Genomic DNA, 23,225 nt, shown 5'->3' on the forward strand with positions numbered 1-23,225 from the left:
GTCGGCCGGATGGCGACCGTGTGACAGGGGGTGCCATGGACATGTTGCGGGATGCGGGGTCTGAATGGGCTCCGGACCCAACAGACCTCGTGCCCCTACGACTTGGAGTTCTCGTGCACCGCAGACTCATCGCCCCGGGCGCACTCGCGGCGGCCTCCCTGTTGCTGGCGATCCCGGCGTCGGCGGCCGACTACAGCCCCGGTGCTCCGGGTATCGGCGACCCCTACTACCCGTACTACGGCAACGGCGGATACGACGTCTCGCACTACGACCTGCGGCTGACGTACCAGCCGAAGACCGACGAGCTGCAGGGCACGACGACGATCCTGGCGCGGACGACACAGGACCTGTCGCGCTTCGACCTGGACTTCCTGCTGGATGTGAGTGAGGTCCGGGTGAACGGCGCGAAGGCGTCCTTCACCACCTCTGGCCGGCACGAGCTGGTGGTGACGCCCGGGACCCCGCTGCCGAAGGGGACGCCGATCACCGTGGTGGTCCGCTACAGCGGCGTGCCGTCCGCCAAGAGCGCGTACGGCTTCACCTCCTGGCACCGCACCCCGGACGGCGCGGTCGCCGCGGACGAGCCCGAGGCGGCGTGGTGGTGGTTCCCGAGCAACGACCACCCGAGTGACAAGGCGACGTACGACGTCTCGGTGGCCGTGCCGGACGGCACCCAGGCGATATCCAACGGCACGCTGCAGTCGACGAGCTCCAAGCTGGGCTGGACCCGCTACAACTGGCGGGAGACCAAGCCGCAGGCGACGTATCTCGCCACACTCGCGATCGGAAGGTTCGACATCACGACGAGCACCTCGGACGGCGGCGTACCGGTCGTCAACGCCTACAGCAAGGACCTCGGCGACAACGACGGGGCCGCGCGGGCGAGCGTGGAGCGCACCGGGGAGATCGTCGACTGGCTCAGCGGCTGGTTCGGGCCGTATCCGTTCGGCTCGGCGGGTGGTTACGTGCCGAACACGACCACCGGGTACGCCCTGGAGACGCAGACCCGGGTGTACTACAGCCCCAAGCAGTTCGCCAACGGCTCCAACACCTCCGTCGTGGTGCACGAACTGGCGCACCAGTGGTACGGCGACGACGTGTCTCTGAAGGGCTGGAAGGACATCTGGATCAACGAGGGCTTCGCGCGGTACGCGCAGTGGCTGTGGTCGGAGCACGAGGGCGAGGGCACGACGCAGGAACTGGCGGACTACGTGTACGCCTCGCATCCGGCCGACGACCCGTTCTGGACGGTGAAGCCGGGTGACCCGGGGCCGGACAACCAGTTCGACATCGCGGTCTACGACCGCGGTGCGCTGGCCATCCAGGCGCTGCGCAACGCGATCGGGGACGACGCGTTCTTCGCCGTCCTGAAGGGCTGGCCGAAGGAGCACGCGTACGGCAACGCCTCGGTCGCGGACTTCGAGACGTACGCGGAGAAGGTGTCCGGGAAGCCGCTGGGGGCGCTCTTCGACACCTGGCTGTTCCAGCCGTCGAAGCCGGCGGCACGCGCCGCGTCCGTCGCGCGCACCGCCGCCGCCCCGGTGCCCCCGAAGTCATGGAAGGAGATCGAGGCGACGAACGACGTGCACTCCGGCTGATCGGCGGAGCTCCACCGGTGGCACCGACCCACTCGCCGGGTCCGGGGCCGGCTCCGGGAGACGCACGCGGAGCCGGCCCCGGCCACAGCGCCCGGCGCGGGGGCCGCCGAGCCTACTTCGTGAGGTCGGTCAGCTCCCGGTTCACGGCCTCTTCGATGCGGCGGCGCAGTGCGAACCAGCCGCCGACGAGCAGGGCCCCGATCACGGGGATGAGCAGCAGGGTCTTGCGGCCGACCTCGGGATCGTTCCACATCAGGCCCAGGCAGACCAGCAGGAAGGCGATCGTCGCGATCTCCGTGACCGGGCTGCCGGGCAGTCGGAAGGACGGCCGGGTGACCCGGCCCGCCCGGGCCCGGCGGACGAAGACCAGGTGGCAGACCATGATGATCACCCAGGTGCTGACGATCCCGAGGGAGGCCACGTTCAGCACGATCTCAAAGGCCTGGCTCGGCACGAAGTAGTTCAGGCCGACGCCGATCACACACACCGCGCAGGTCAGCAGGATGCCGCCGTAGGGCACCTGGCTGCTGTTCATCCGCGCCGTGAACTTCGGCGCCGAGCCCGCCATGGCCATGGAGCGCAGGATGCGGCCGGTGGAGTAGAGGCCGGAGTTCAGCGAGGACATCGCGGCGGTGAGGACGACCAGGTTCATCACACCGCCCGCGCCGTGGACGCCGATCTTCGACAGCACGGTGACGAAGGGACTCTCGTCCCCGGAGTACAGCGAACCCGGCAGCAGCAGCGCCAGCAGTACCACCGAACCGACGTAGAACAGGCCCACACGCCACATGATCGAGTTCACCGCGCGCGGCACGACCTTCTCGGGCTCCGCGGTCTCGCCCGCGGCGACGCCCACCAGTTCCAGGGCCGCGTACGCGAAGATCACGCCCTGCATCACCAGGACCGCGGGCATGAGCCCGTGCGGGAAGATCCCGCCATTGTCGGTGACCACACCGAGGCCGGGTGTACGGCCGTCCACCTCGTGCCCCGTGGCCAGCAGGAAGATGCCGACGAACATGAAGGCCACCAGGGTGGCGACCTTGATGATCGCGAACCAGAACTCCATCTCGCCGAAGATCTTCACCGAGATCAGGTTCACGGCCAGCACGGCCGTGAGGGCGATGAGGGCGAGCACCCACTGCGGGATGGAGGTGAAGAGACTCCAGTAGTGGGTGTAGAGCGCGATGGCGGTGATGTCGGCGATACCGGTCGTCGACCAGTTCAGGAAGTACATCCAGCCCGCGACGTACGCGCCCTTCTCGCCGAGGAACTCGCGCGCGTACGAGACGAACGACCCGGACGAGGGCCGGTACAGGACCAGCTCGCCGAGGGCGCGCACGACGAAGAAGGCGAAGACGCCGCAGACCAGGTACGCCAGCGCCAGGGCAGGACCCGCGGTGTGCAGGCGTCCTCCGGCACCGAGGAAGAGACCGGTACCGATCGCCCCGCCGATCGCGATCATGTTGATGTGGCGGGCCTTGAGGTCCTTGCTGTAACCGGCGTCGCCCGCGTCCGCGGGCGCCCGGGTCGCATCGGTGTCGGATGCGACCGCGGCCGTGTTCACGGCGTCCTTGCTCACGAGTGGATCTACTCTCTGGTACGCCCGGCGCTGGGGTGGTGCGCGGGCTTCCGGATGGGGTCCGGCCCGGCCACCCCTGACGCGGCACAGACCAAGGGCCCACCTTCTCCCAGACGCCGATCCCCATGCGATGGCGCGCGTCACAGAGCGGGACTTCTCACATGTTCGTCACTCATTCACCCCAAGCTGGTCATGAAGCCGCCGTAGGGCGGACCGGCTCGCCCCCGGGGACCCGGCGCGGACTCCTGGCGCCGGGCCCCCAAAGCGGTCTCAGCGGGCGTCGGCGAACCGCTCCCCCTGCTCGGCCTTCTGCACCAGCAGCGCGGGCGGCGTGAACCGCTCGCCATAGCGGTCGGCGAGCTCCCGCGCACGGGCCACGAAGCCGGGCAGGCCTCCCTCGTAGCCGTTGATGTACTGCAGGACGCCGCCGGTCCAGCCCGGGAAGCCGATCCCGAAGATCGAGCCGATGTTGGCGTCGGCGACGGAGGTCAGCACGCCCTCCTGAAGGAGCCGGACGGTGTCCAGCGCCTCCGAGAACAGCATGCGTTCCTGCATGTCGCGAAAAGGGATCCGGTGCCCGGGCTTGGTGAAGTGCTCCCGCAGGCCCGGCCACAACCGCCCCCGCCTGCCGTCCTCGCCGTACTCGTAGAAGCCGCCACCACCGCTGCGCCCGGTACGGCCGAACTCATCGACCATACGGTCGATGACGGCCTCCGCCGGGTGCGCGGTCCAGGTGCCGCCCGCCTCCTCCACGGCCCGCTTCGACTCGTTACGGATCTTGCGCGGCAGGGTCAGCGTCAGCTCGTCCATCAGGGACAGCACCTTCGCCGGGTAGCCCGCCCGGGCCGCCGCCTGCTCCACGGACGCGGGCTCGATGCCCTCGCCGACCATCGCCACGCCCTCGTTGATGAAATGGCCGATGACCCGGGAGGTGAAGAAACCGCGCGAGTCATTGACCACGATCGGCGTCTTGTTGATCTGCCGGACGAGGTCGAAGGCGCGCGCCAGCGCCTCCTCGCCGGTCCGCTCCCCTCTGATGATCTCGACGAGCGGCATCTTGTCGACCGGTGAGAAGAAGTGCAGCCCGACGAAGTCGGACTGCCGCTCCACACCCTCGGCGAGCGCGGTGATCGGCAGCGTGGAGGTGTTGGAGCACAGCAGCGCGTCGGGCTCGACGACGTTCTCGATCTCCTGGAACACCTTGTGCTTGAGCGCCGGGTCCTCGAAGACGGCCTCGATGACGGCGTCGCAGCCTGCGAGGTCGCCTGCCTCGGCGGTGGGGGTGATGCGGGCGAGCAGCGCGTCCGCCTTCTCCTGGGTCGTGCGCCCCTTGGCGACCGCCTTGGCGCACAGCTTCTCGGAGTAGCCCCGGCCCTTGACGGCCGCCTCCAGGGAGACGTCCTTCAGGACGACCTCGATGCCGGCACGGGCGCACGCGTAGGCGATGCCCGCACCCATCATGCCTGCGCCGAGGACGCCCACCTTGCGGACCCGGCGGGGTTCGACGCCCTTGGGGCGGTTGGCACCGGAGTTGACGGCCTGGAGGTCGAAGAAGAACGCCTGGATCATGTTCTTCGCGGTCTGACCGGTGACCAGCTCGGTGAAGTAGCGTGCCTCGATGGTCAGGGCGGTCTCGAAGTCGACCTGGGAGCCCTCGACGGCCGCCGCGAGGATGTTGCGCGGGGCCGGGTAGGGGGCGCCGTTCAGCTGCTTCCTCAGGTTGGCGGGGAAGGCGGGCAGGTTCGCGGCGAACTTCGGGTTCGACGGCGTACCGCCCGGGATCTTGTAGCCCGGCCTGTCCCACGGCTGCCGGGACTCGAGGTTGGCGTCGATGAAGGCACGGGCCTTGGCCATCATCTCCTCGGCAGTGGCTGCCACCTCGTGGACGAGGCCGTTCTCCAGGGCCCGCCGGGGCGCGTACTGGGTGCCCTGGAGCAGCACCTTCAGCAGAGCGTCGGCGATGCCCATCAGGCGCACGGTGCGGGTGACGCCGCCGCCCGCCGGGAGCAGCCCCAGGGTGACCTCGGGCAGGCCGATCTTCGAGCCGGGGGCGTCGAGGGCGATGCGGTGGTGGGAGGCGAGGGCGATCTCGTAGCCGCCGCCGAGTGCCGCGCCGTTGAGAGCGGCGACGACCGGCTTGCCGAGGGTCTCGATCCGGCGCAGGGAGTTCTTGATCGCCACACCGGTGTCGAAGACCTGCTGGGCGTCCTCGGGACCGGCCTTGATCATGTCCTTGAGGTCGCCGCCGGCGAAGAAGGTCTTCTTGGCGGAGGTGTAGATGATTCCGCGGATGGAGTCCTTCTCGGCCTCGGCGCGCTCGGCGATCGCCGCGATCGACTCCTTGAACGCCAGGTTCATGGTGTTCGCGGACTGGTTCGGGTCGTCGAGGACGAGGATGACGACACCGGTGTCGTCCTGCTCCCAGCGGATGGTGGTGGACTCTGTGCTCATCGGGGTGCTCCGTAAGGTCCGTTCGATCCGTTCGATCCGTTGGGGAAGGTCAGACACGCTCGACGATCGTCGCGATGCCCATGCCGCCGCCTACGCACAGCGTGGCCAGCCCGTACCGCTTGTCCTGCCGTTCCAGCTCGTCCACCAGCGTGCCGAGGATCATCGCGCCGGTCGCGCCGAGCGGGTGGCCCAGGGCGATGGCGCCACCGTTGACGTTGACCTTGTCCAGGGGCAGGCCCATGTCCTTCGCGAAGCGCAGGACGACGGCGGCGAACGCCTCGTTGATCTCGACCAGGTCGATGTCGTCGATGGTCAGCCCGGCCTTGGCGAGGGCCTTGCGGGTGGCGGGCGCGGGCCCGGTGAGCATGATCGTGGGCTCGGAGCCGGAGACCGCCGCGGAGACGATCCGGGCCCGGGGCCGCATCCCGTACCGCTCGCCGGCCTCCTTCGACCCGATGGCGACCAGGGCCGCGCCGTCGACGATGCCGGAGGAGTTGCCCGCGTGGTGGACGTGGTCGATCCGCTCGATCCAGTGGTACTTCTGCAGCGCCACCGCGTCGAAGCCGCCCAGTTCGCCGATGTCTGCGAACGACGGCTTCAGCTTGGCGAGCGAGTCGGCGGTCGTGCCGGGCCGCGGGTGCTCGTCGTGGTCGAGGACGACGAGGCCGCTGCGGTCCTTCACCGGCACCACGGAGCGGTCGAAGCGGCCGTCCTTCCAGGCCGCCGCCGCCCGCTCCTGGGACAGGGCCGCGTACTCGTCGACGTCGCGCCGGGTGAAGCCCTCGATGGTGGCGATGAGGTCGGCGCCGATGCCCTGCGGGACGAAGTCCACGGTCATGTTGGTCATCGGGTCGGCGAACCAGGCGCCGCCGTCCGAGGCCATCGGGACCCGGGACATGGACTCGACGCCGCCCGCGAGCACCAGGTCCTCCCAGCCCGAGCGGACCTTCGCGGCGGCCAGGTTGACCGCTTCGAGACCGGACGCACAGAAGCGGTTCTCCTGCACGCCGGCCACCGTGTCGGGCAGCCCGGCGGCGATCGCGGCGATCCGGGCGATGTCGGAGCCCTGGTCGCCGACCGGGCTCACCACACCGAGCACGATGTCGTCGATCGCGGCCGGGTCGAGGCCCGGGAACCGCCGCCGCGTCTCGTGGATGAGCCCGACCACCAGGTCGATGGGCTTGGTGCCGTGCAGGGCGCCGCCTGCCTTGCCGCGCCCACGCGGGGTGCGGATCGCGTCGTAGACATACGCTTCGGTGCTCAACTGTCAGCCTTTCGAGGAGGGTCGGCCGGGCAGGCGTGGTCCAGGAGGGTCGAACGCTTCATCGGTCGCCGCTGCGAGGAGCCGGGGCACGTCCCAGTCCCGGGCGACGTCCTCGGTGTCGGCACCGGGCTGGGCGGGGCCGCTGTGCACCGCCGTATGGGTGACCGAGAAGCGGGGGGCGGGCGCCGGCTGGGTGATGCCGCCGTGGTCGGTGAAGGTGCCGCGGGCGGCGAGGTGGGGGTGTGCCGGAGCCTCACGGAGCGACAGGACGGGCGCCACGCAGGCGTCGGAGCCTTCGAAGACGGCGGTCCACTCGTCACGCGTGCGCGTCTTGAAACGGGCCGCGACCATCTCCCGGAGTTCACCCCAACAGGTGGCGTCCTTGCGGGCGGGGGCCTGGTCCCCGATGCCCAGCAGCTGCACGAACTCCGCGTAGAACTGCTGCTCGAGGGCGCCCACCGCCATGTACCGGCCGTCGGCCGTCTCGTACGTGCCGTAGAACGGGCAGCCGCCGTCGAGCAGATTGGCGCCGCGCCGGTCCTGCCAGCCCCCGGCGGCGAGCATGCCGTGGATCATCGACGCCAGATGGGCGGCGCCGTCGACGATGGCCGCGTCCACCACCTGGCCGGTTCCGGTCGCGCGGGCGTGGTGGAGGGCGGCGAGGACGCCGACGACGAGGTAGAGCGCGCCGCCCGCGTAGTCGCCGACGAGGTTCGCGGGGATCGCGGGCGGCGCGTCCGGGGCACCGATCATGCCGAGCGTGCCGGTGAGCGCGATGTAGGCGATGTCGTGTCCGGCGCGCGGGGCGAGCGGGCCCTCCTGGCCCCAGCCGGTCATCCGGCCGTAGACGAGCCGGGGATTGCGGGCCTGGCAGGTCTCCGGGCCGACGCCGAGGCGTTCCGCGACGCCCGGGCGGTAGCCCTCGATGAGGATGTCGGCGCGCTCGGCCAGGTCCAGGACGCGGGCCGGGCCGTCCTCGGCCTTCAGATCGACGATCACCGAGCGCTTGTTGCGGTTCGTGACGTCGTACTCGGGGTCGACGGCGAGCCCGGAGCCGTGCGGCCGGTCCACGCGGACGACGTCGGCGCCGAGGTCGGCGAGGAGCATGCCAGCGAACGGGCCGGGCCCGATGCCGGCCAGCTCGACGATGCGCACGCCGGCCAGGGGGCCCTGCCCCGGCGTCCTTGCCACTGCCATCCGGCCCCCAGCTCCGTGACCCACCGATGCGGCATCGTGATGTCGAGAACGCGTTCCAGTACGGGCACTATCCGATCGAGCAAGCGCTTAGTCAAGTACGGGCCCGACCCCCACACTCTCCGTGCGCACCTTCTCACCCCACGCTAGACCCGGCCACGGACAACGGCGCGGGAGGGAACGACCACCGGCCGGGCGTCAGGAGCGCCACTGCAGGACCCCGAGGACCGTCCCGACGATCCAGCCGAGCCCGGCGAGGACGGCCAGGACGGCGAGCCCGGCGGGCAGCGGAGCGGCCGTCGCCGTCCGCCCGACGGGCTGGGCGGGGGAGCCCACGCTCGTGGGTGCGCGGTGCGTCGTCATGTCGCCCACCCCGCCGTTCAGGGCCGTGCGGACACATCCGTCCGCTGCCTCGGGCGCCGTACTCAGGAGGAGGCCCGACGGGCCTCCTCCAGGGTGCGCCGGCACAGTCTGTCGGCGCGTCGCGTGGACTCGGGGATGCGGCACGCCGGGGCGAGCGCGAGGGCGTGCGCGCAGGCGGTGGCGAGGTCGACGCGATGCCCCACCGAGACGAACACCGGCTTGACGCCCCTTTGGGTGCGCAGGGCGCTGCCGACCTCTTCGGCGCCCGCGAGGAGCGGGCTCCTGCTGCCGCGCTCGGTGGCCGGCTCCTCGTAGGTGAAGGTGAACGGGTTCTTGGCGACGCCGATCGTGGGCAGTCCCGTGAGTACGCCGAGGTGGCTGGCCAGACCGAAACGCCGGGGGTGTGCCAGGCCGTAGCCGTCGCAGACGACCAACCCTGGATCGTGGTCCAGGGCCTCCAACGCGGCCAGGACCGCGGGGACCTCGCGGAAGGCGAGCAGTCCGGGGACGTAGGGGAAGGAGACCTCACCGACGGCGGTGGCCTCGGCGAGCGGTGTCAGCGTGCCCGCGTCCAGGACCACGGCCGCCGCCGCGACCATGCCGCGCTCGTCGTCGTAGGCGACGTCGACCCCTGTGACGGGGCCGGCTCCGGGCGGCGGCCCCGGTTCGTCGAGGACCACCCGGCCGCGCAGTTCGTGCTGCACGGCACGGGCCTCTTCTTCGGTCGCGGGCCAGTCCGCGGGGGTGCGTACGGTGGTCATGGTGGTGACGAGCGTACGGCCCGCGGTCGGCCCGTCACTTACCCAGCGCGCGCTGCAGCTCGCTCTTGTTCATGTCCGAACGGCCACGGATGTTGCGCCGCTTGGCCTCCTCGTACAGCTGGTCGTACGTCTGCCCCTGCGCGCCCTTGCCCGAGCGCTCTCCGCCGCGCTGGGCGGACGACTTGCCCTGGGTGGACGTGCGGCTCGCGCTCTTGGACTCACCGGAACGGGCGCGCTCCTTGTTCACGGTCCGCGCCGCGATCTCCTTCGCGCGCCCCTCGCTCTCCCCGCGGTCGCGCGCGCTCTCCTTGATGTGCTCGTACTGACGTTCCCGCTTGGGGCTGGAGCCGCGTGGCATGACCGTCACTTCCTCTCCGAATGCGGGTGTCCCCCGGGTACCCCTTTTCGCAGGGGCTCACCGTCGCCGTCTCTTTTCGCCGGGGATCGCCGTCACGGCCCTCCAGGGAACCGTACGCGGGTGCCGGGTGTCCTTTCCGGTGTCCCGGAGACCGCGGGGCACCGGAGTGATCGCCCTCACCGTGCGGCGCCCGGCGGCATGGACTCGGTGACAGAGGTCACTCGCATTTCATGTGCACGGGTCGGCCGATTCCATCGTCCCTTCAAGTGCCTGGTCTCATCCGCCCGAAGTCCGTCCAGCCGTCACAAGGGAGCAAGGCGTTGTCGACCGTCATCGAGCAGCCCGTGGAGGCCCGTCTCGTCGCTGCCGCGCCGCGCATGCAGAGCATTCCGGCCGTGCTCCACTACGACCGGAGCGACCCGTTCGCCGTCCGCATGACCTTCCCCGCCCCCGCCACCCTGGAGGGTGTGGAGGTGTGCTGGACCTTCGCCCGCGAACTCCTCACCGCCGGTCTGGAGGCACCGGAGGGCCACGGGGACGTCCGGGTGCGGCCGTACGGCTACGAGCGCACCGTCCTGGAGTTCCACGCCCCGGAGGGCACCGCCGTGGTGCACGTCCACTCGGACGAGATCCGGCGCTTCCTGCGGCGCGCCACCGAGTTGGTGCCGGTGGGTCTTGAGCATCTGCACGTGGACCTGGACCAGGACCTGGCCGAGCTGATGCGGGACGCCTGCTGAGCTCCTCGCGCGCCGGCTCGGCGGAGCCGGGCACGGTCACAGCCCCGCGCCCCTCCGGACTTCCGACGGTCCCCGCGCAGCGGCGCGTTGAGCTCCCCGTGGTCCAGGCCGTCGGCCGGCGCCGGGTACGTCCCCGCCTCCAGCAGCTCCCGTGGGGCGCGGCGGACCGGAGTGCGGACGGCCTGCGCGACGCCCGAGCCGACGCGGGCGACGCGGGCGACGCCGAGGGTGGCCGGTTCGGCGACCGCGGGCGCGCCCGGGCCGGCCGTCACGTTCAGCGGGCCCTCGACGCCCTCGGCGACGCCTTCACGGTCCCCGGGTGGACGGCCCCGGGGACGAAGACGCCGTCCGCCCCGGCGACGAGGTACGCGGCGGCTCGCTCCCGGGTCGCCTCCAGCCCCCGGCGCCGCGCAGATACGTGTTCACGCGCGCGTTGACGAACAACGGCACCCCGGCCGTGTCGGCGGCCTCGTGTGCGGCGGCGATGCGCGCCGCCGGCTCGGCGACCGGACGCAGCGGGGCGCCGCCGCACAGTCCGTCCTCGATGTCGACGCCGACGGCGCCCGCCGCGAGCACCCTTCTGATCGTTTCTCGCCGCCCGCCGGATCATCGGCGTACCCGCTGGGGATGTCCGTGCTCACCGGCACGGCCACCGCGTCCGCGGTCCCGGCCACCGCGGCGAGGGCGTCACCGCCCGGGGGCCGGGGCGCCGTCGGCCGCGCCCGGCTCGCAGGCCGTCCCGGCGCTCGTGGTGGCGCCGCCCGCCGCCCCGTGTCCTCGACGAGCCGCACACCGGCGAGGTCCCAGGCGTTGGGCAGCACGAGCGGACGACCGTCCACCGTGCAGGTGCGGAAGGCGAGGGCTGCGCACGCGGCGAGGTCGTGTTCGTCAGCCGGGGAGGCAACCAGCCGCACGGGCCGGTGGCCGGCGGAAATCCGACAAGGTGTGGTGGCGACAGGGGCGAGTCACCGGGGCGCACTCGGCGCCTTTTTAATCCGTTGACGCCCTCAGGGAGTCCCTCCTACCGTGGAGAACGCATCTGTCGCCGCCGGAAGGAGAAGGACGTTGCTCGTCTGAGGTCTTGAGACACCGCGTCACACAGCACTGTCCGTGTCTGTGTGCGTCGCGTGCGACCTCGGCGTTCGAGCCGTCCTCTTGGTGCGGAGCTTCCTCTTCCCTCCGTTCGCGGACCGTCGCCCCATGCGGTGTCTCACACGCGTTGCCCGACACCCGCCCCTGAGCAACCGCGAGGCCCGTATGTCACCTTCCATCAGTTGTACCTCCGTGTCCTTCTCCTGGCCCGACGGCACCTCCGTCTTCGACGGCCTCCAGGTGGCCTTCACCCGGGGCAGGACGGGACTGGTCGGGATCAACGGATCGGGGAAATCCACCCTGCTGAAGCTGATCGCCGGTGAACTCACCCCGGCCTCGGGCACCGTGCGCGTCGTCGGCGAGGTCGGCCATCTGCCGCAGAACGTCACGCTCGACACCGGACTGCGGGTCGACGCGGCGCTCGGCATCGCCGCGCAGCGCGCCGCGCTGCAGGCCATCGAGGCGGGCGACGTGGCGGAGGAGCACTTCACGACCGTCGGCGACGACTGGGACGTGCAGGAACGCGCCGAGGCGGTGCTCGGCGAACTCGGCCTCGGCCACATCGGACTGGACCGCACCGTCGGCGAGGTCTCCGGTGGCGAGTCCGTCCTGCTGCGGCTGGCCGCGCTGCTGCTGCGCCGCCCGGACGTCCTGCTGCTCGACGAACCCACCAACAACCTCGATCTGTACGCGCGCAGACGGCTGTACGCGGCGGTCGAGGCCTGGACGGGGGTCATGGTCGTGGTCAGCCACGACCGGGAACTCCTCGACCGTGTCGACCAGATCGCCGATCTGCACGCCGGCGAGGTCACCTGGTTCGGCGGCGCCTTCTCCGCGTATGAGGAGGCACTGGCCGTCGAACAGGAGGCGGCGGAGCGCATGGTGCGCGTCGCCGAGGCCGACCTGCGCAGGCAGAAGCGCGAACTCATCGACGCAGAGGTGAGGTTGGCCCGCCGCAAGCGGTACGGGCAGAAGATGTGGGACAGCAAGCGGGAACCGAAGATCGTCATGGGAGCGCGCCGGCGGGCCGCCCAGGAGTCGGCGGGCAAGCATCGCCTCCTGCACGAGGGACGGCTCGCCGAGGCCAGGGAACGGCTGGACGAGGCGGTCGAGGCGGTCCGGGACGACGACGAGATCCGCGTCGACCTGCCCCACACGGCGGTACCACCGGGGCGGTCCGTCCTGACCCTCCGAGACCTGGAGCTGACGTACGGCGCCCGGGCGGGCGGCCTGGACCTGCACGGTCCCGAGCGGGTCGCGCTGATCGGGCGCAACGGCGCGGGCAAGACCACGCTGCTGCGCACCATCGCCGGCGAGCTGGAGCCGGTGGCGGGTGAGGCGACGGCTCATGTGCCGCTGCGTTTCCTGCCGCAGCGGCTGGACGTCCTCGACGACGGGCTGACGGTCGCGCAGAACGTGGCCCGGTTCGCACCCGCCGCCACCAACAACCGGATCCGGGCGCGCCTGGCCCGCTTCCTGTTCCGCGGCGCGCGGGCCGACCAGCCGACCGGGACCCTCTCGGGCGGCGAGCGCTTCCGCGCCGCCCTGGCCGCGCTGCTGCTCGCCGAGCCCGCGCCGCAGCTGCTGATGCTGGACGAGCCGACCAACAACCTCGACATGGCGAGCGTCCGGCAGCTCACCACGGCCCTGGAGTCGTACGAGGGGGCACTGATCGTGGCGAGCCACGACCTGCCGTTCCTGGAGTCGATCGGCATCACACGCTGGCTGCTGCTCGACGGGGAGCTGGAGGAGACCACGCCGGAGGCCCTCGCCGATCCCGACCGCTTCTGACCGGGGCGGCGCCCGGTTCCGCCCGGTGGCGGAGCCCGGGGCTTCTGACCGGGGCGACGCCCGGTTCCCGCCGTGGCGGAGCCCGGGGCTTTGCCCCCGGGTTCCGGCCCTGCATGATGGCGGGCGACATCATCAGCCGAGACGGAGTGCCGCACGTGCCCAGCAAGAAGGCCCTCATCCGCCGACCCAGCCCGCGCCTGGCCGAGGGGCTGGTGACCCACATCGAGCGGGAGAAGGTCGACGTCGATCGCGCGCTCGAGCAGTGGGAGGAGTACGCGCGGACGCTGCGCGAGCACGGCTGGGAGACCAGCGAGGTGGAACCGGCCGACGACTGCCCGGACTCGGTGTTCGTCGAGGACACGGTGGTGATGTACAAGAACGTCGCACTGATCGCACGTCCGGGCGCCGAGTCGCGGCGCGAGGAGACCGCGGGCGTCGAGGAGGCCGTGGCCCGGCTGGGCTGTTCGGTGAACTGGATCTGGGAGCCCGGCACCCTCGACGGGGGTGACGTCCTGAAGGTCGACGACACGCTCTACGTCGGCCGCGGCGGACGCACCAACGCGGCCGCCGTCCGGCAGATGCGCGCGGTCTTCGAACCCCTGGGCGCCCGGGTGGTCCCGGTGCCCGTCTCCAAGGTGCTGCACCTGAAGTCGGCGGTCACCGCGCTGCCCGACGGCACGGTCATCGGCCATGTCCCGCTGGTGGACAAGCCGTCGCTGTTCCCGCGTTTCCTTCCGGTGCCGGAGGAGTCCGGCGCACACGTCGTGCTGCTCGGCGGCGACAGGCTGCTCATGGCGGCCAGCGCGCCGAAGACGGCCGACCTGCTCGCCGACCTCGGTCACGAACCGGTCGTCGTGGACATCAGCGAGTTCGAGAAGCTGGAGGGATGTGTGACGTGCCTGTCGGTGCGGCTGCGGGAGTTGTACGACTGACCGGGTGACCGCTGCCCACGCGCCACGAGCGGCGAACTCCAGCTGAGCAGTGGCCTTTACAGCGCACTTAACCTACGGATTCGTAACCTACGGCTTCGTAGCTTACGATCCCGTAGGTTCCGGCGCCGCCGGCCGGTGCCGCACTGTTTTCGCCGTTCCCCCTGGAGTTCCTGTGACGATCACCTCTCCCCATCTCGGCAGTCCCTCTGTCTGGACCGACGCCCGGCTGCTGTACGCCCTGGAGGAAGTGGTCGAAAAGGAACTGAACCGGCATCTGAAGGTCGCCAAGGACTGGATGCCGCACGAGTACGTCCCCTGGGGCGACGGCCGCAACTTCCCGGCCCTTTTCGAGGACGGTGTGGCCTGGGAGAAGGAGCAGTCGACGGTCACCGAGATCGGCCGGATCGCGCTGGTCGTCAATCTCCTGACGGAGGACAACCTGCCCAGCTACCACCACGAGATCGCCTCGCTGTTCGGCCGCGACGGCGCGTGGGGCACCTGGGTGCACCGCTGGACGGCGGAAGAGGGCCGGCACGGCATCGTGATGCGGGACTACCTGCTCGCCTCCCGGGCGGTCGACCCCGACCAGCTGGAACGTTTCCGTATGGCGCACATGAGCGAGGGCTTCAAGTCGGACAACCGGCACTCGATGCTGCACTCCGTCGCCTACGTCGCCTTCCAGGAGCTGGCCACCCGCATCTCGCACCGCAACACCGGCCACCAGTCCGGCGATCCGGTGTGCGACCGGATGCTGGCCCGCATCGCGACCGACGAGAACCTGCACATGGTGTTCTACCGGAACCTGCTGAAGGCGGCCTTCGAGATCGCCCCCGACCTCACCATGCAGGCGGTGCGGGACGTCGTGGTGAACTTCCGCATGCCCGGCCACGGCATCCCCGGCTTCGAACGCGCAGCCGCGCAGATGGCGATCGGCGAGGTCTACAACCTGCGCATCCACAACGACGACGTACTCCAGCCGGTGCTCCGCTTCCTGAAGGTCATGGAGATCGACGGCCTGGGCCCCGAAGGGCGCCGGGCGCAGGAGGAACTCGGCCTGTTCATGAACGGCCTGGAAACCGAGGCCACCCGGTTCGACGAGAAGCTGGCCGCCCGCAAGGCCAGGGTGGCGGCCAAGGCCGGGACGGCGGCCAAGGCCGGGACGGCGGCCAAGGCCGGGACGGCGGCCAAGGCCGGGACGTGACCGCGTCTCCCGGACCGCATCCGACTGCGCCGAAAACGCCATGTCGCGCCACCCTGTTCGCCGCACGGAGGCATCCCTCAGCATGCATATGCCGGGTGGGCGCTCCGTGCGGGCACCCGCCCGGCCTGTCCCTGTCGTACGCCTGGTCGGGCCGGTCGGGCCGGATGGCGCCCCTGGAGCGGGTCATGACGAATGCGATGTGGATGCGCGGCGTTCAGTGGCTGGCCGCCGCGGCACCGGACCCGCATGCCTGCACGCAGCAGTGGGAGCGGGGCGGCGGCACCGCACTGCTGGAGGCCGGACGCCACTGGGACGTGCTGAGCGTTCCGAGTCGGCTGGGGCTGTTCGCCCTGGACATCCTGTGGGACGACCCGGTGCGGACGCCCGGACCGACTCTGGTGGATTCGGCGGCGCTCAGAGTGGGTTTCTTCCTCCCGCCGGATCCGCCCGGTCACTGGGCCGGCGTCGGGGTCCGCCACGCGGGCAGGGGCGCCTGGGTCGCCGTGCCTCCGCCGTACCGGCCCGCCGGTCCGCTGGAGTGGATCGTCCCGCCCGATGGAAGCGGGCTGCTGCATTCCCCGGTGGTGCTACGGCATGCGCTGCGCCGGGCGGGCGAGACGCTCGCTGTGCTGGCGACCGCCGGCGAGGAGTGAGCAGGGTCCCGTCCTCGCCACGGCGCTCCCTACGCGGCCTCGTAGTGGTGCGCGTCCGCGCCGCGCCACTTCACCCACGCGGGGTCGTCGAGCAGGTCCTCGGCATCGGGCAGCCCGGCCCGGCCGAGGAACTCGATCACGTCCTCGTCGGAGAACGCCACCCCCAGGCTCTCCCCGCGCGCGGTCACCCGGCGGCCGCCGGTACCCGACGGCGGATGAACGATGACAGGGGCCCGTCCGAGCATGTATCCAGGATCGTCCCGGGCGCTCGGCCGCGCATCCGGACGGGCGGAGCGCTCACCCGCCGTCCTGCGTCCGCCGCAGCTGCAGCCGCTCCTTCTCGGACAGCCCGCCCCAGACGCCGAACCGTTCGTCATGGGTGAGCGCGTACTCCAGACACGCGGCACGGCTCTCGCACAGCGCGCAGATACGCTTCGCCTCCCGTACCGAACTGCCCGGCTCGGGGAAGAAGAAGTCGCCCCCCGTCTGCGCACAGAGCGCCCGGCCCCGCCAGGCGCTGTCGGACGCGATGATCGCTTCGATGTGCATGGCCGAGATCGTGTCGCGCGGCGAAAAACGTTTGATCAACACGGGATCAACGGCCGATCCGGCGAATCCGGCCGAGCCGGCCGATCCCCCGGACCACGGCGGCCGCGACCGCGACCGACGACCCGCAGCCCCCAGGACTCCGGTCCAGCAGGAGTTCCGGCCTCCGGAGGCTCCCGCCCCGGTACGGCTCCCCGATGATGCCGCCGCCCGGCGGCGCCGCGCACGGCGGCGCGCCGGAAGCCCGTGACGAGCGCGCACCCGGGCGATCACGGAACGTCACAGGGCTCTCGGCGTCATTCCGGCAGCGATCGTCAGTGGTGGGTGGAAGACTCGGCAGAGCAGGCAACGGGAACCCTCGAAGGAGGGCAGAGATGCTCACCACCCGTTTCGTCAACGGCGCTCCCAACTGGCTCGACATCGGCACCCCGGACATCGACGGCGCCGGCTCCTTCTATGGCGGTCTCTTCGGCTGGCAGTTCCAGTCGGCGGGCCCCGACGCCGGCGGTTACGGCTTCTTCCAGCTCTCCGGCAGGACAGCGGCCGGTGGCATGCAGACCACCCCGGAGCAGGGGCCGCCGTCCTGGACCGTCTACTTCCAGAGCGCCGACGCCGAAGCCACCGCCAAGGCGGCCGAGCAGTCCGGCGGCAACGTGCTCATGCGGCCCATGGACGTGATGGGTGAGGGCCACATGGCCGTCCTCGCCGATACGGCCGGCGTGCCGTTCGGCATCTGGCAGCCGGGCCGTACCAAGGGCATCGAGGTGGCCGGCGACCCCGGCTCGCTGTGCTGGGTCGAGCTGTACACGCCGGACATGGCCCGCGCCGCCGCGTTCTACCGCCAGGTACTCGGCTGGGAGACCGAGGCAGTGCCCTTCCCCGGTGGTACGTACACGTGCATCAACCCGGAAAGCGGGGGCCGGGACGACATGTTCGGCGGCCTGGTGCCGCTGGCCGACGACACCCCCGCGGAAACGGAGGCGGGCGCCCACTTCCTGCCGTACTTCGAGGTCACGGACGCGGACGTGATGGTGAGCAAGGCGCAGGAGCTGGGCGGCAGCGTCCGGATGCCCGCGACGGACCTCGAGGGTGTGGGCCGTATCGCGCGGCTCGCCGACCCGTACGGAGCCCGCTTCGCGGTGATCAAGAGCGCACCGCAGCAGAGCTGACGCCGGTCGTCACGCCGACGCCCGCCGGACCAGCGTCGTCGGCAGCACCACACTCGACGGCGCGCCGCCCGTTCCCGGCTCGTCACCTCGCCGTTCCAGGCCGCGCAGCAGAAGACGGGCCATCAAGCGGCCCATCTCCTCGATGTCCTGGCGGACCGTGGTCAGCGGCGGGTCCGTCTGTTCGGCGACCGGCAGCATGTCGTCGAAACCGATGACGGCGACGTCGTCGGGCACCCGGCGGCCCTCGGCGCGCAGCACCCGCAGGGCGCCCGCGGCGGTCAGGTCGTTGGCAGCGAAGACGGCGTCCAGGTCCGGACAGCGCGCCAGCAGTTTCCGCATCGCGCGTTCGCCACCGGCAGGGGTGAAGTCGCCCTCCACGACCAGCCCCGGGTCTCCATCGGCCATCACATCGCGGAACCCGTCGAGCCGGTCCACGGCGGACGTCTGGTCGAGGGCGCCGGTGATGTGCGCGATGCGGCGGCGGCCGAGCCCCACGAGGTGATGCACGGCCTCTCGGGCACCGCCGCGGTTGTCGCTGTCGACGTAGACCGCGCTGCGGGTGCCGTCGCCCCAGCCCGGCCGCCCGCCGAACACGGTGGGCACCCCGGCTCGCCGCACCAGGTCGGGCAGCGGGTCGTCGAGGTGGAGCGAGAAGACCAGCGCGCCGTCGACGTGCCCGCCGGCGAGATAGCGGCCGACCCGGGCGTGGTCCGCGCGGCCCTCCGTCAGCAGCAGGACGAGCTGGGAGTCATGGGCCGTCAGCTCCTTGCTGATGCCGCGCAGTTGCAGGGCGAAGAAGGGGTCGGCGAAGACCCGGGTCTCGGGCTCGGCGATCACGACGGCGACCGCGTCGTGCCGCCTGGTCACCAGGCTGCGCGCGGCCTGGTTGGGTACGTACCCGAGTTCCTCCACGGCGCGGCGCACCCGCTCGGCGAGGGGCTGACGCACTCCGTCGCCGCCGTTGACGACGCGGGACACCGTGGCCCGGGAGACCCCGGCCCGGGCGGCCACGGCCTCCAGCGTGGGGCGCGGCGCGGTCTCGGTCACGTGGGTCCTCCTCGGCGGTCGCGGATCAGAATAGCCCCGACCGTTGAGAGCGCTCCCGATGCCTAGTGCCGGTGCGGCGAGGAATCGTCGTACTCGGGGATCGTTCCGTCCTGCCTCCGCACGAGGAACAGTCCGTCCATCCCCTTGTCGGCGTGTCTTTGGACGTGGCAGTGGTACATCCACGCGCCCGCGCCGCCCGACTCCCCCGCGATGATCTGGAAACCGAAGGAGAAGCCGGGACCCACCACCTTCGTGTCGATGAGCTGGCTCGAGTCCTCGGGACCGGTGAGCAGTCCGGTGCGGTTGTCCGCCCAGCGGTGACCGTGGAGGTGGAACGTGTGGAACTCGTCCCCGTGCGTGATCATCACGAACTCGACGCGGTCTCCGACGGTGGCCTCGAACGTGGGTCCGGAGCGCCCCCTGCTGTTGTTGATCGACGTCTCGTTGAAGACGATGGTGTGCGTCCTGTCGGGAAGGACGTCACCCTGGCGGCGCACGACCAGGGCCCCGAACAGGCCCGCTCGGACGCCGCCCGTGCCGTGCGGGGTGCCGATGTTGTGGTCGTGGTAGTGCCAGTAGCCCGCGCTGCCCTCCCGGTAGGTGCCGTCCGCGCGGCGGCCCGGAGTGTGCGTCTTCCACACGTAGGTGCGCGTACGGCCCGGTCGCACCACGCTTTCGGTGAGTTTCGTCCCGTCGTTGTTGATCGTGTAGTCCACCCCGTGCACATGCAGGCCCGTCGAGACGTCCAGCCGGTTCTCGAACTCGATGTGCAGCGTGTCGCCCTCGATGAGCTCGATCACCGGGCCGGGGATGGTGGCCTTCCCGTTCGCGAGGCCGTAACCCATCCGTCCGTCACCGAGCCTCGCGGCGAACAGCTTGATGTGCCTCTCCCTGCCACCGGCGGGCGCCGTCCGCGGCCCGCCGTCCGCGAAAGCCTCCGGAGCTTGCGACAACGATGTCGCGACGACCGCACCACCGATCAGCATCCGTCGGTTGAAGCCACGTCTGTCCATGCGGAACTCCCCATCCTCGTACGCAATTCATGGAGAAGGGCCGCTGGGGCGAACAACGGACCGATAGCGGCACAGCGCGAGCTTATCCGCACATCGGACAAATTCTTCGCATTGACGACATACCGACATTTACGTGTCGTCAGCGAATGGAGTAACCACGGATCAGGGACCGTCCGAACGTGTCGTGAGGCGACCGGGCTCTCAGGAGGCGGCCGGCCCCTCAGGGGTCTCCGGCTTCCGCTCGCGCCGTGCCCGGCTCGGCTGCACACGTTTCGGCTCGCCCGGCATCTTCGGGTACTCGGGCGGATAGGGCAGATCCCCGAGGCCGTGGTCGTGTTCGTCACGGCGGGCGAGTTCGAGGAGCGCTTCGAGGGAGAAGGCGTGACCGTCCATGTCCGCGTGGACGTCGCCGAGTTCGGCGTACCGGCGGGGCATGGTCACGAGGTCGAAGTCGCGGGGCTCCGCGTCGTCGACCTCCTCCCAGCGCAGGGGCGCCGAGACCGGTGCGTGCGGCCTCGGGCGTACGGAGTAGGCAGAGGCGATGGTGCGGTCTCGCGCGGTCTGGTTGTAGTCCAGGAAGATCTTCTCGCCGCGCTCCTCCTTCCACCAGGCGATGGTCACGTGCTCGGGCATCCGCCGCTCCATCTCGCGCCCGACGGCGATCGCGGCCCGGCGCACCTGGGCGAAGGTCCAGCGGGGCTCGATGGGCACGAACACGTGCAGGCCGCGACCACCGGAGGTCTTGGGCCAGCCGCGCAGGCCGCCGTGCTCGTCGAGGACGGCGCGCAGTTCGTGGGCGGCGCGCACCGCGTCGGCGTAGTCGGTACCGGGCTGCGGGTCGAGGTCGATGCGCAGTTCGTCGGGCCGGTCGACGTCGTCGCGGCGCACCGGCCACGGGTGGAAGGTGAGCGTCCCGTACTGAGCGGCCCAGACGACGGCGCCGACCTCGGTCGGGCACATCTCGTCGGCGCTGCGGCCGCTGGGAAAGGTGATGTGGGCGGTGGGGATCCAGTCCGGCATGCTCTTGGGCGCCCGCTTCTGGAAGAACCACTCGCCCGTCACGCCGTCCGGGTAGCGCTCCAGGGTGGTGGGCCGGTCGCGCAGGGCACGGAGGATTCCGGGACCGACGGCCATGTAGTACTGCGCCAGGTCGAGCTTGGTGAAGCCGCGCTCCGGAAAGAAGACCTTGTCGGGACTGGACAGCCGGACCGTCCGGCCCGCCACCTCCAGTTCCACCGCATCACCCATGCGAGCCACGGTAGGCGCCCGCCCCGAACCTCGCACACCGGGCGAACCGCCTCCTGCGGCAGCAGAATCGAAGGCATGGACCTGCCGGTGATGCCTCCCGTGAAGCCGATGCTCGCCAAGCCCGTGGCGAGCATCCCACCGGACATGCAGTACGAGGCGAAGTGGGACGGCTTCCGGGCCATCGTGTTCCGCGACGGCGCCGAGGTGGAGCTGGGCAGCCGCACGGGAAAGCCGCTGACCAGGTATTTCCCCGAGCTGGTGGAGGCGCTGCGGGAGCGGCTGCCCGAGCGGTGCGTGGTGGACGGGGAGATCGTGATCGCACGCGAGGGGCACCTGGACTTCGACGCGCTGACGGAGCGGATCCATCCGGCGGACTCGCGGGTACGGATGCTGGCGCAGAAGACCCCGGCGTCGTTCGTGGCGTTCGATCTGCTGGCGCTGGACCACGAGTCGCTGCTCGACGTGGAGCTGGGCGACCGTCGCGCCCTGCTGGAGGGGGCGCTCGCCGGGGTGCGGCCGCCCGTCCACCTGGCGCCGGCGACCACGGACCGCGCGGTGGCCGAGCAGTGGTTCGAGCAGTACGAGGGGGCCGGCCTGGACGGCGTGATCGCCAAGCCGCTCTCCCTGCCGTACCGGCCGGACGAACGTGTGATGTTCAAGGTCAAGCACGAACGCACGGCGGACGTCGTGGTGGCGGGCTACCGCTTCCACAAGAGCGGCCCGGTCGTGGGGTCGCTGCTGCTCGGACTGTACGACGACCGGGGCGCACTGCAGCACGTGGGGGTGTCGGCCGCGTTCCCGATGAAGCAGCGGGAGCGTCTGGTGGAAGAGCTGGAGCCGCTGCGGATGGACGATGTCACGGGGCATCCCTGGGCGGCCTGGTCGCAGGAGGAGGCGCACGAGACGGCGCGGCTGCCCGGGGCGCCGAGCCGCTGGTCGGGGAAGAAGGACCTGTCCTGGGTTCCGTTGCGGCCGGAGCGGGTGGCGGAAGTGGCGTACGACCACATGGAGAACGGGGTGCGCTTCCGGCACACGGCGCGCTTCCGCCGCTGGCGCCCGGACCGCGCCCCCGAGAGCTGCACGTACGCGCAGTTGCAGGAACCGGTGCGCTACGACCTCGCGGAGATCCTCGGTACCGCCGACTGACCCTCGCGGAGATGTCCGGCACCCGTTGACTGCCCCCCGATGGACGGCGGATCGGCCGACTTCGCCGGTGCCACGCCCTGCGCCCCAGCCGGCGTTCGCCACGCCCTGCGCCCCAGCCGGCGTTCGCTACGCCCTGCGCCCCAGCCGGCGTTCGATCGCCGCTCCCGCGTCCAGGCGGTCGGGGGCGAGCGTCTGGCGGGCCTCCTCGGCCGAGCCGAACCCCAAGGCCGCCGCGATCGCCTCCCAGGCGACGCCGCCGGCGAGCAGTGCCTCCACCGCGGCGCCGACGGCGACGCCCGCCTCATGGCGGGCCCGGTCCAGTTCGGCCAGGGTACGCAGCAGGTCGGGTGCCGTCGCGGCGTCCGCGAGACCGCTCTGGGCCGCGTGCCGGGCCTGGTCGGCGGTGATCCACCAGTCCGCGGAGGTGGGCGCAGAACGGGTGGCGAGGGTCCGGTTCACGGTGGTGCCGCCTTCCTGAGCGGGCAGCGATCTGGGGTGCCGCCGAAGACCTCAGTCTAGGTCCGTCGATCCGGAATACGGTGGCCACCGTCCGCTGAACGGACGAGCAGGTCGCCTCACCGCTTCGCGGACGCGGAGGTCAGGACTTCGCGGCCGCGAGGGGTTCGACCGGGTTGCGCAGATCCTCGGCGGCGTCCGCGACACGCCGCATGAGGTCGAGGAAGAGGGTCTGTTCCCCGGGGGTGAGCGGGGCCAGGAAGACCTGGTTCATCCGGGCCGTGCGCACGGTCAGCCTGCGGTGCGTCCGCACTCCGTCCTCCGTCGGGCGCAGCATGAAGCGGCGGCCGTCCTGCGGGTCGCGGACCTTGTCCAGGAGGCCGCGCCGGCCGAGCCTGCTGATCACCTCGGCGATGGTGGACCGGTCGAGTCCCACTCGCTCCCCCACGGTGCGCTGGTCGAGGCCCGGCTCGGCGACGAGCGCGTTCAGGACCGCGAACTGCGGCGAGGTGATCTCCTCCGAGACCATCGTGTTCCACAGCAGGTAGTGCGCCTGCTGCAGCCGCCGGGCCAGGTGCCCGGGGTGGGTGGAGAGATCCACCGCGGCCATGAGCGCTCCTCAGCGT

General features: G+C 71.2%; 23 protein-coding genes and 1 pseudogene. 8 read left to right on the forward strand and 16 right to left on the reverse strand.

Translation table 11 applies throughout. The annotated features are described in order from the left end of the window. The first annotated feature begins 113 nt into the window (after positions 1 to 113). Positions 114 to 1,598, forward strand: coding sequence for a M1 family metallopeptidase (locus AC5WS8_RS03150; RefSeq protein WP_496101676.1), 1,485 nt, complete (start codon positions 114 to 116; stop codon positions 1,596 to 1,598). 112 nt (positions 1,599 to 1,710) lie between these two features. Here AC5WS8_RS03150 and AC5WS8_RS03155 read toward each other — a convergent pair whose 3' ends face one another. From AC5WS8_RS03155 to AC5WS8_RS03185, 7 genes are all read right to left on the reverse strand, one after another. Further along, positions 1,711 to 3,177 carry an amino acid permease gene (locus AC5WS8_RS03155; protein WP_496101677.1) on the reverse strand — a complete coding sequence of 489 codons (1,467 nt, stop codon included), beginning with the start codon at positions 3,175 to 3,177 and terminating at the stop codon, positions 1,711 to 1,713. A gap of 270 nt (positions 3,178 to 3,447) precedes the next feature. Beyond that, positions 3,448 to 5,628, reverse strand: coding sequence for a 3-hydroxyacyl-CoA dehydrogenase NAD-binding domain-containing protein (locus AC5WS8_RS03160; protein ID WP_496101678.1), 2,181 nt, complete (start codon positions 5,626 to 5,628; stop codon positions 3,448 to 3,450). Between the two features lie 49 nt (positions 5,629 to 5,677). Next, positions 5,678 to 6,892, reverse strand: coding sequence for an acetyl-CoA C-acetyltransferase (locus AC5WS8_RS03165; protein ID WP_496101679.1), 1,215 nt, complete (start codon positions 6,890 to 6,892; stop codon positions 5,678 to 5,680). A 3-nt stretch (positions 6,893 to 6,895) separates the two neighbouring features. Next, a complete protein-coding gene (locus tag AC5WS8_RS03170; RefSeq protein ID WP_496101680.1) occupies positions 6,896 to 8,089 on the reverse strand; it encodes a CaiB/BaiF CoA transferase family protein in 1,194 nt (397 codons plus the stop codon). 195 nt (positions 8,090 to 8,284) lie between these two features. After that, complete coding sequence (gene mmpA / locus AC5WS8_RS03175) at positions 8,285 to 8,449, reverse strand: morphogenic membrane protein MmpA (RefSeq protein ID WP_496101681.1); 165 nt, start codon at positions 8,447 to 8,449, stop codon at positions 8,285 to 8,287. A gap of 62 nt (positions 8,450 to 8,511) precedes the next feature. Continuing rightward, a complete protein-coding gene (locus AC5WS8_RS03180) occupies positions 8,512 to 9,210 on the reverse strand; it encodes an endonuclease V (protein ID WP_496101682.1) in 699 nt (232 codons plus the stop codon). A 34-nt stretch (positions 9,211 to 9,244) separates the two neighbouring features. Beyond that, positions 9,245 to 9,568, reverse strand: a complete 324-nt coding sequence (locus AC5WS8_RS03185; RefSeq protein WP_496101683.1) for a plasmid stabilization protein — start codon at positions 9,566 to 9,568, stop codon at positions 9,245 to 9,247. 320 nt (positions 9,569 to 9,888) lie between these two features. On the opposite strand from AC5WS8_RS03185, the gene ssgD reads away from it, so the two are divergent. After that, entirely contained in the window at positions 9,889 to 10,305 is a 417-nt protein-coding gene (gene ssgD / locus AC5WS8_RS03190; protein ID WP_496101684.1) for a spore wall synthesis regulator SsgD, read from the forward strand. A gap of 306 nt (positions 10,306 to 10,611) precedes the next feature. Here ssgD and AC5WS8_RS03195 read toward each other — a convergent pair whose 3' ends face one another. Beyond that, positions 10,612 to 10,881 (reverse strand): isocitrate lyase/phosphoenolpyruvate mutase family protein, encoded by a 270-nt coding sequence (locus tag AC5WS8_RS03195; protein WP_496101685.1) that lies wholly within the window; start codon positions 10,879 to 10,881, stop codon positions 10,612 to 10,614. Positions 10,882 to 10,964: 83 nt separating this feature from the next. After that, positions 10,965 to 11,219: pseudogene (locus tag AC5WS8_RS03200) on the reverse strand (hypothetical protein); the annotation flags it as partial. Positions 11,220 to 11,562: 343 nt separating this feature from the next. Here AC5WS8_RS03200 and AC5WS8_RS03205 point away from each other — a divergent pair. From AC5WS8_RS03205 to AC5WS8_RS03220, 4 genes are all read left to right on the forward strand, one after another. Next, positions 11,563 to 13,188, forward strand: a complete 1,626-nt coding sequence (locus tag AC5WS8_RS03205; protein ID WP_496101686.1) for an ABC-F family ATP-binding cassette domain-containing protein — start codon at positions 11,563 to 11,565, stop codon at positions 13,186 to 13,188. A 155-nt stretch (positions 13,189 to 13,343) separates the two neighbouring features. Then, positions 13,344 to 14,120: a dimethylargininase gene (ddaH, locus tag AC5WS8_RS03210; protein ID WP_496101687.1), complete on the forward strand. Its 777-nt coding sequence runs from the start codon at positions 13,344 to 13,346 to the stop codon at positions 14,118 to 14,120. Between the two features lie 172 nt (positions 14,121 to 14,292). Further along, complete coding sequence (locus tag AC5WS8_RS03215) at positions 14,293 to 15,321, forward strand: acyl-ACP desaturase (RefSeq protein WP_496101688.1); 1,029 nt, start codon at positions 14,293 to 14,295, stop codon at positions 15,319 to 15,321. A 185-nt stretch (positions 15,322 to 15,506) separates the two neighbouring features. Further along, positions 15,507 to 15,974 (forward strand): hypothetical protein, encoded by a 468-nt coding sequence (locus tag AC5WS8_RS03220; RefSeq protein WP_496101689.1) that lies wholly within the window; start codon positions 15,507 to 15,509, stop codon positions 15,972 to 15,974. Between the two features lie 29 nt (positions 15,975 to 16,003). Here the strand turns inward: AC5WS8_RS03220 and AC5WS8_RS03225 are convergent, their stop codons facing one another. Both AC5WS8_RS03225 and AC5WS8_RS03230 read right to left on the reverse strand, forming a co-directional pair. Further along, positions 16,004 to 16,219 (reverse strand): hypothetical protein, encoded by a 216-nt coding sequence (locus AC5WS8_RS03225; protein WP_388566351.1) that lies wholly within the window; start codon positions 16,217 to 16,219, stop codon positions 16,004 to 16,006. A 52-nt stretch (positions 16,220 to 16,271) separates the two neighbouring features. Next, on the reverse strand, positions 16,272 to 16,523 hold the full coding sequence (locus tag AC5WS8_RS03230) for a WhiB family transcriptional regulator (protein ID WP_496101690.1): 252 nt from the start codon (positions 16,521 to 16,523) through the stop codon (positions 16,272 to 16,274). Positions 16,524 to 16,894: 371 nt separating this feature from the next. Between AC5WS8_RS03230 and AC5WS8_RS03235 the strand changes: the two genes are divergently transcribed. Then, positions 16,895 to 17,689 carry a VOC family protein gene (locus AC5WS8_RS03235; RefSeq protein WP_496101691.1) on the forward strand — a complete coding sequence of 265 codons (795 nt, stop codon included), beginning with the start codon at positions 16,895 to 16,897 and terminating at the stop codon, positions 17,687 to 17,689. Positions 17,690 to 17,698: 9 nt separating this feature from the next. Here the strand turns inward: AC5WS8_RS03235 and AC5WS8_RS03240 are convergent, their stop codons facing one another. From AC5WS8_RS03240 to ligD, 3 genes are all read right to left on the reverse strand, one after another. Then, entirely contained in the window at positions 17,699 to 18,736 is a 1,038-nt protein-coding gene (locus AC5WS8_RS03240; RefSeq protein WP_496101692.1) for a LacI family DNA-binding transcriptional regulator, read from the reverse strand. A 62-nt stretch (positions 18,737 to 18,798) separates the two neighbouring features. Beyond that, positions 18,799 to 19,749 carry a multicopper oxidase domain-containing protein gene (locus AC5WS8_RS03245; RefSeq protein ID WP_496101693.1) on the reverse strand — a complete coding sequence of 317 codons (951 nt, stop codon included), beginning with the start codon at positions 19,747 to 19,749 and terminating at the stop codon, positions 18,799 to 18,801. A 201-nt stretch (positions 19,750 to 19,950) separates the two neighbouring features. Beyond that, positions 19,951 to 20,997 carry a non-homologous end-joining DNA ligase gene (ligD, locus tag AC5WS8_RS03250; RefSeq protein WP_496101694.1) on the reverse strand — a complete coding sequence of 349 codons (1,047 nt, stop codon included), beginning with the start codon at positions 20,995 to 20,997 and terminating at the stop codon, positions 19,951 to 19,953. A gap of 75 nt (positions 20,998 to 21,072) precedes the next feature. Between ligD and AC5WS8_RS03255 the strand changes: the two genes are divergently transcribed. After that, a complete protein-coding gene (locus AC5WS8_RS03255; protein ID WP_496101695.1) occupies positions 21,073 to 22,143 on the forward strand; it encodes an ATP-dependent DNA ligase in 1,071 nt (356 codons plus the stop codon). 126 nt (positions 22,144 to 22,269) lie between these two features. Here AC5WS8_RS03255 and AC5WS8_RS03260 read toward each other — a convergent pair whose 3' ends face one another. Both AC5WS8_RS03260 and AC5WS8_RS03265 read right to left on the reverse strand, forming a co-directional pair. After that, positions 22,270 to 22,602, reverse strand: a complete 333-nt coding sequence (locus tag AC5WS8_RS03260; RefSeq protein ID WP_496101696.1) for a hypothetical protein — start codon at positions 22,600 to 22,602, stop codon at positions 22,270 to 22,272. 139 nt (positions 22,603 to 22,741) lie between these two features. After that, positions 22,742 to 23,209 carry a MarR family winged helix-turn-helix transcriptional regulator gene (locus AC5WS8_RS03265; protein WP_496101697.1) on the reverse strand — a complete coding sequence of 156 codons (468 nt, stop codon included), beginning with the start codon at positions 23,207 to 23,209 and terminating at the stop codon, positions 22,742 to 22,744. Between the last annotated feature and the right edge of the window lie 16 nt (positions 23,210 to 23,225).

Source organism: Streptomyces sp. PTL18 (genome assembly GCF_059510295.1).

Excerpts from the sequence above, each read along its gene's own strand:
- AC5WS8_RS03220 (WP_496101689.1), top strand. The coding sequence starts at position 15,507 with ATGACGAATGCGATGTGGATGCGCGGCGTTCAGTGGCTGGCCGCCGCG.
- AC5WS8_RS03255 (WP_496101695.1), top strand. The coding sequence starts at position 21,073 with ATGGACCTGCCGGTGATGCCTCCCGTGAAGCCGATGCTCGCCAAGCCC.
- AC5WS8_RS03245 (WP_496101693.1), bottom strand. The coding sequence starts at position 19,749 with ATGGACAGACGTGGCTTCAACCGACGGATGCTGATCGGTGGTGCGGTC.
- mmpA (WP_496101681.1), bottom strand. The coding sequence starts at position 8,449 with ATGACGACGCACCGCGCACCCACGAGCGTGGGCTCCCCCGCCCAGCCC.
- AC5WS8_RS03225 (WP_388566351.1), bottom strand. The coding sequence starts at position 16,219 with ATGCTCGGACGGGCCCCTGTCATCGTTCATCCGCCGTCGGGTACCGGC.
- AC5WS8_RS03230 (WP_496101690.1), bottom strand. The coding sequence starts at position 16,523 with ATGCACATCGAAGCGATCATCGCGTCCGACAGCGCCTGGCGGGGCCGG.
- AC5WS8_RS03180 (WP_496101682.1), bottom strand. The coding sequence starts at position 9,210 with ATGACCACCGTACGCACCCCCGCGGACTGGCCCGCGACCGAAGAAGAG.
- AC5WS8_RS03205 (WP_496101686.1), top strand. The coding sequence starts at position 11,563 with ATGTCACCTTCCATCAGTTGTACCTCCGTGTCCTTCTCCTGGCCCGAC.
- AC5WS8_RS03235 (WP_496101691.1), top strand. The coding sequence starts at position 16,895 with ATGCTCACCACCCGTTTCGTCAACGGCGCTCCCAACTGGCTCGACATC.
- ligD (WP_496101694.1), bottom strand. The coding sequence starts at position 20,997 with ATGGGTGATGCGGTGGAACTGGAGGTGGCGGGCCGGACGGTCCGGCTG.
- AC5WS8_RS03265 (WP_496101697.1), bottom strand. The coding sequence starts at position 23,209 with ATGGCCGCGGTGGATCTCTCCACCCACCCCGGGCACCTGGCCCGGCGG.
- AC5WS8_RS03170 (WP_496101680.1), bottom strand. The coding sequence starts at position 8,089 with ATGGCAGTGGCAAGGACGCCGGGGCAGGGCCCCCTGGCCGGCGTGCGC.
- AC5WS8_RS03160 (WP_496101678.1), bottom strand. The coding sequence starts at position 5,628 with ATGAGCACAGAGTCCACCACCATCCGCTGGGAGCAGGACGACACCGGT.
- AC5WS8_RS03185 (WP_496101683.1), bottom strand. The coding sequence starts at position 9,568 with ATGCCACGCGGCTCCAGCCCCAAGCGGGAACGTCAGTACGAGCACATC.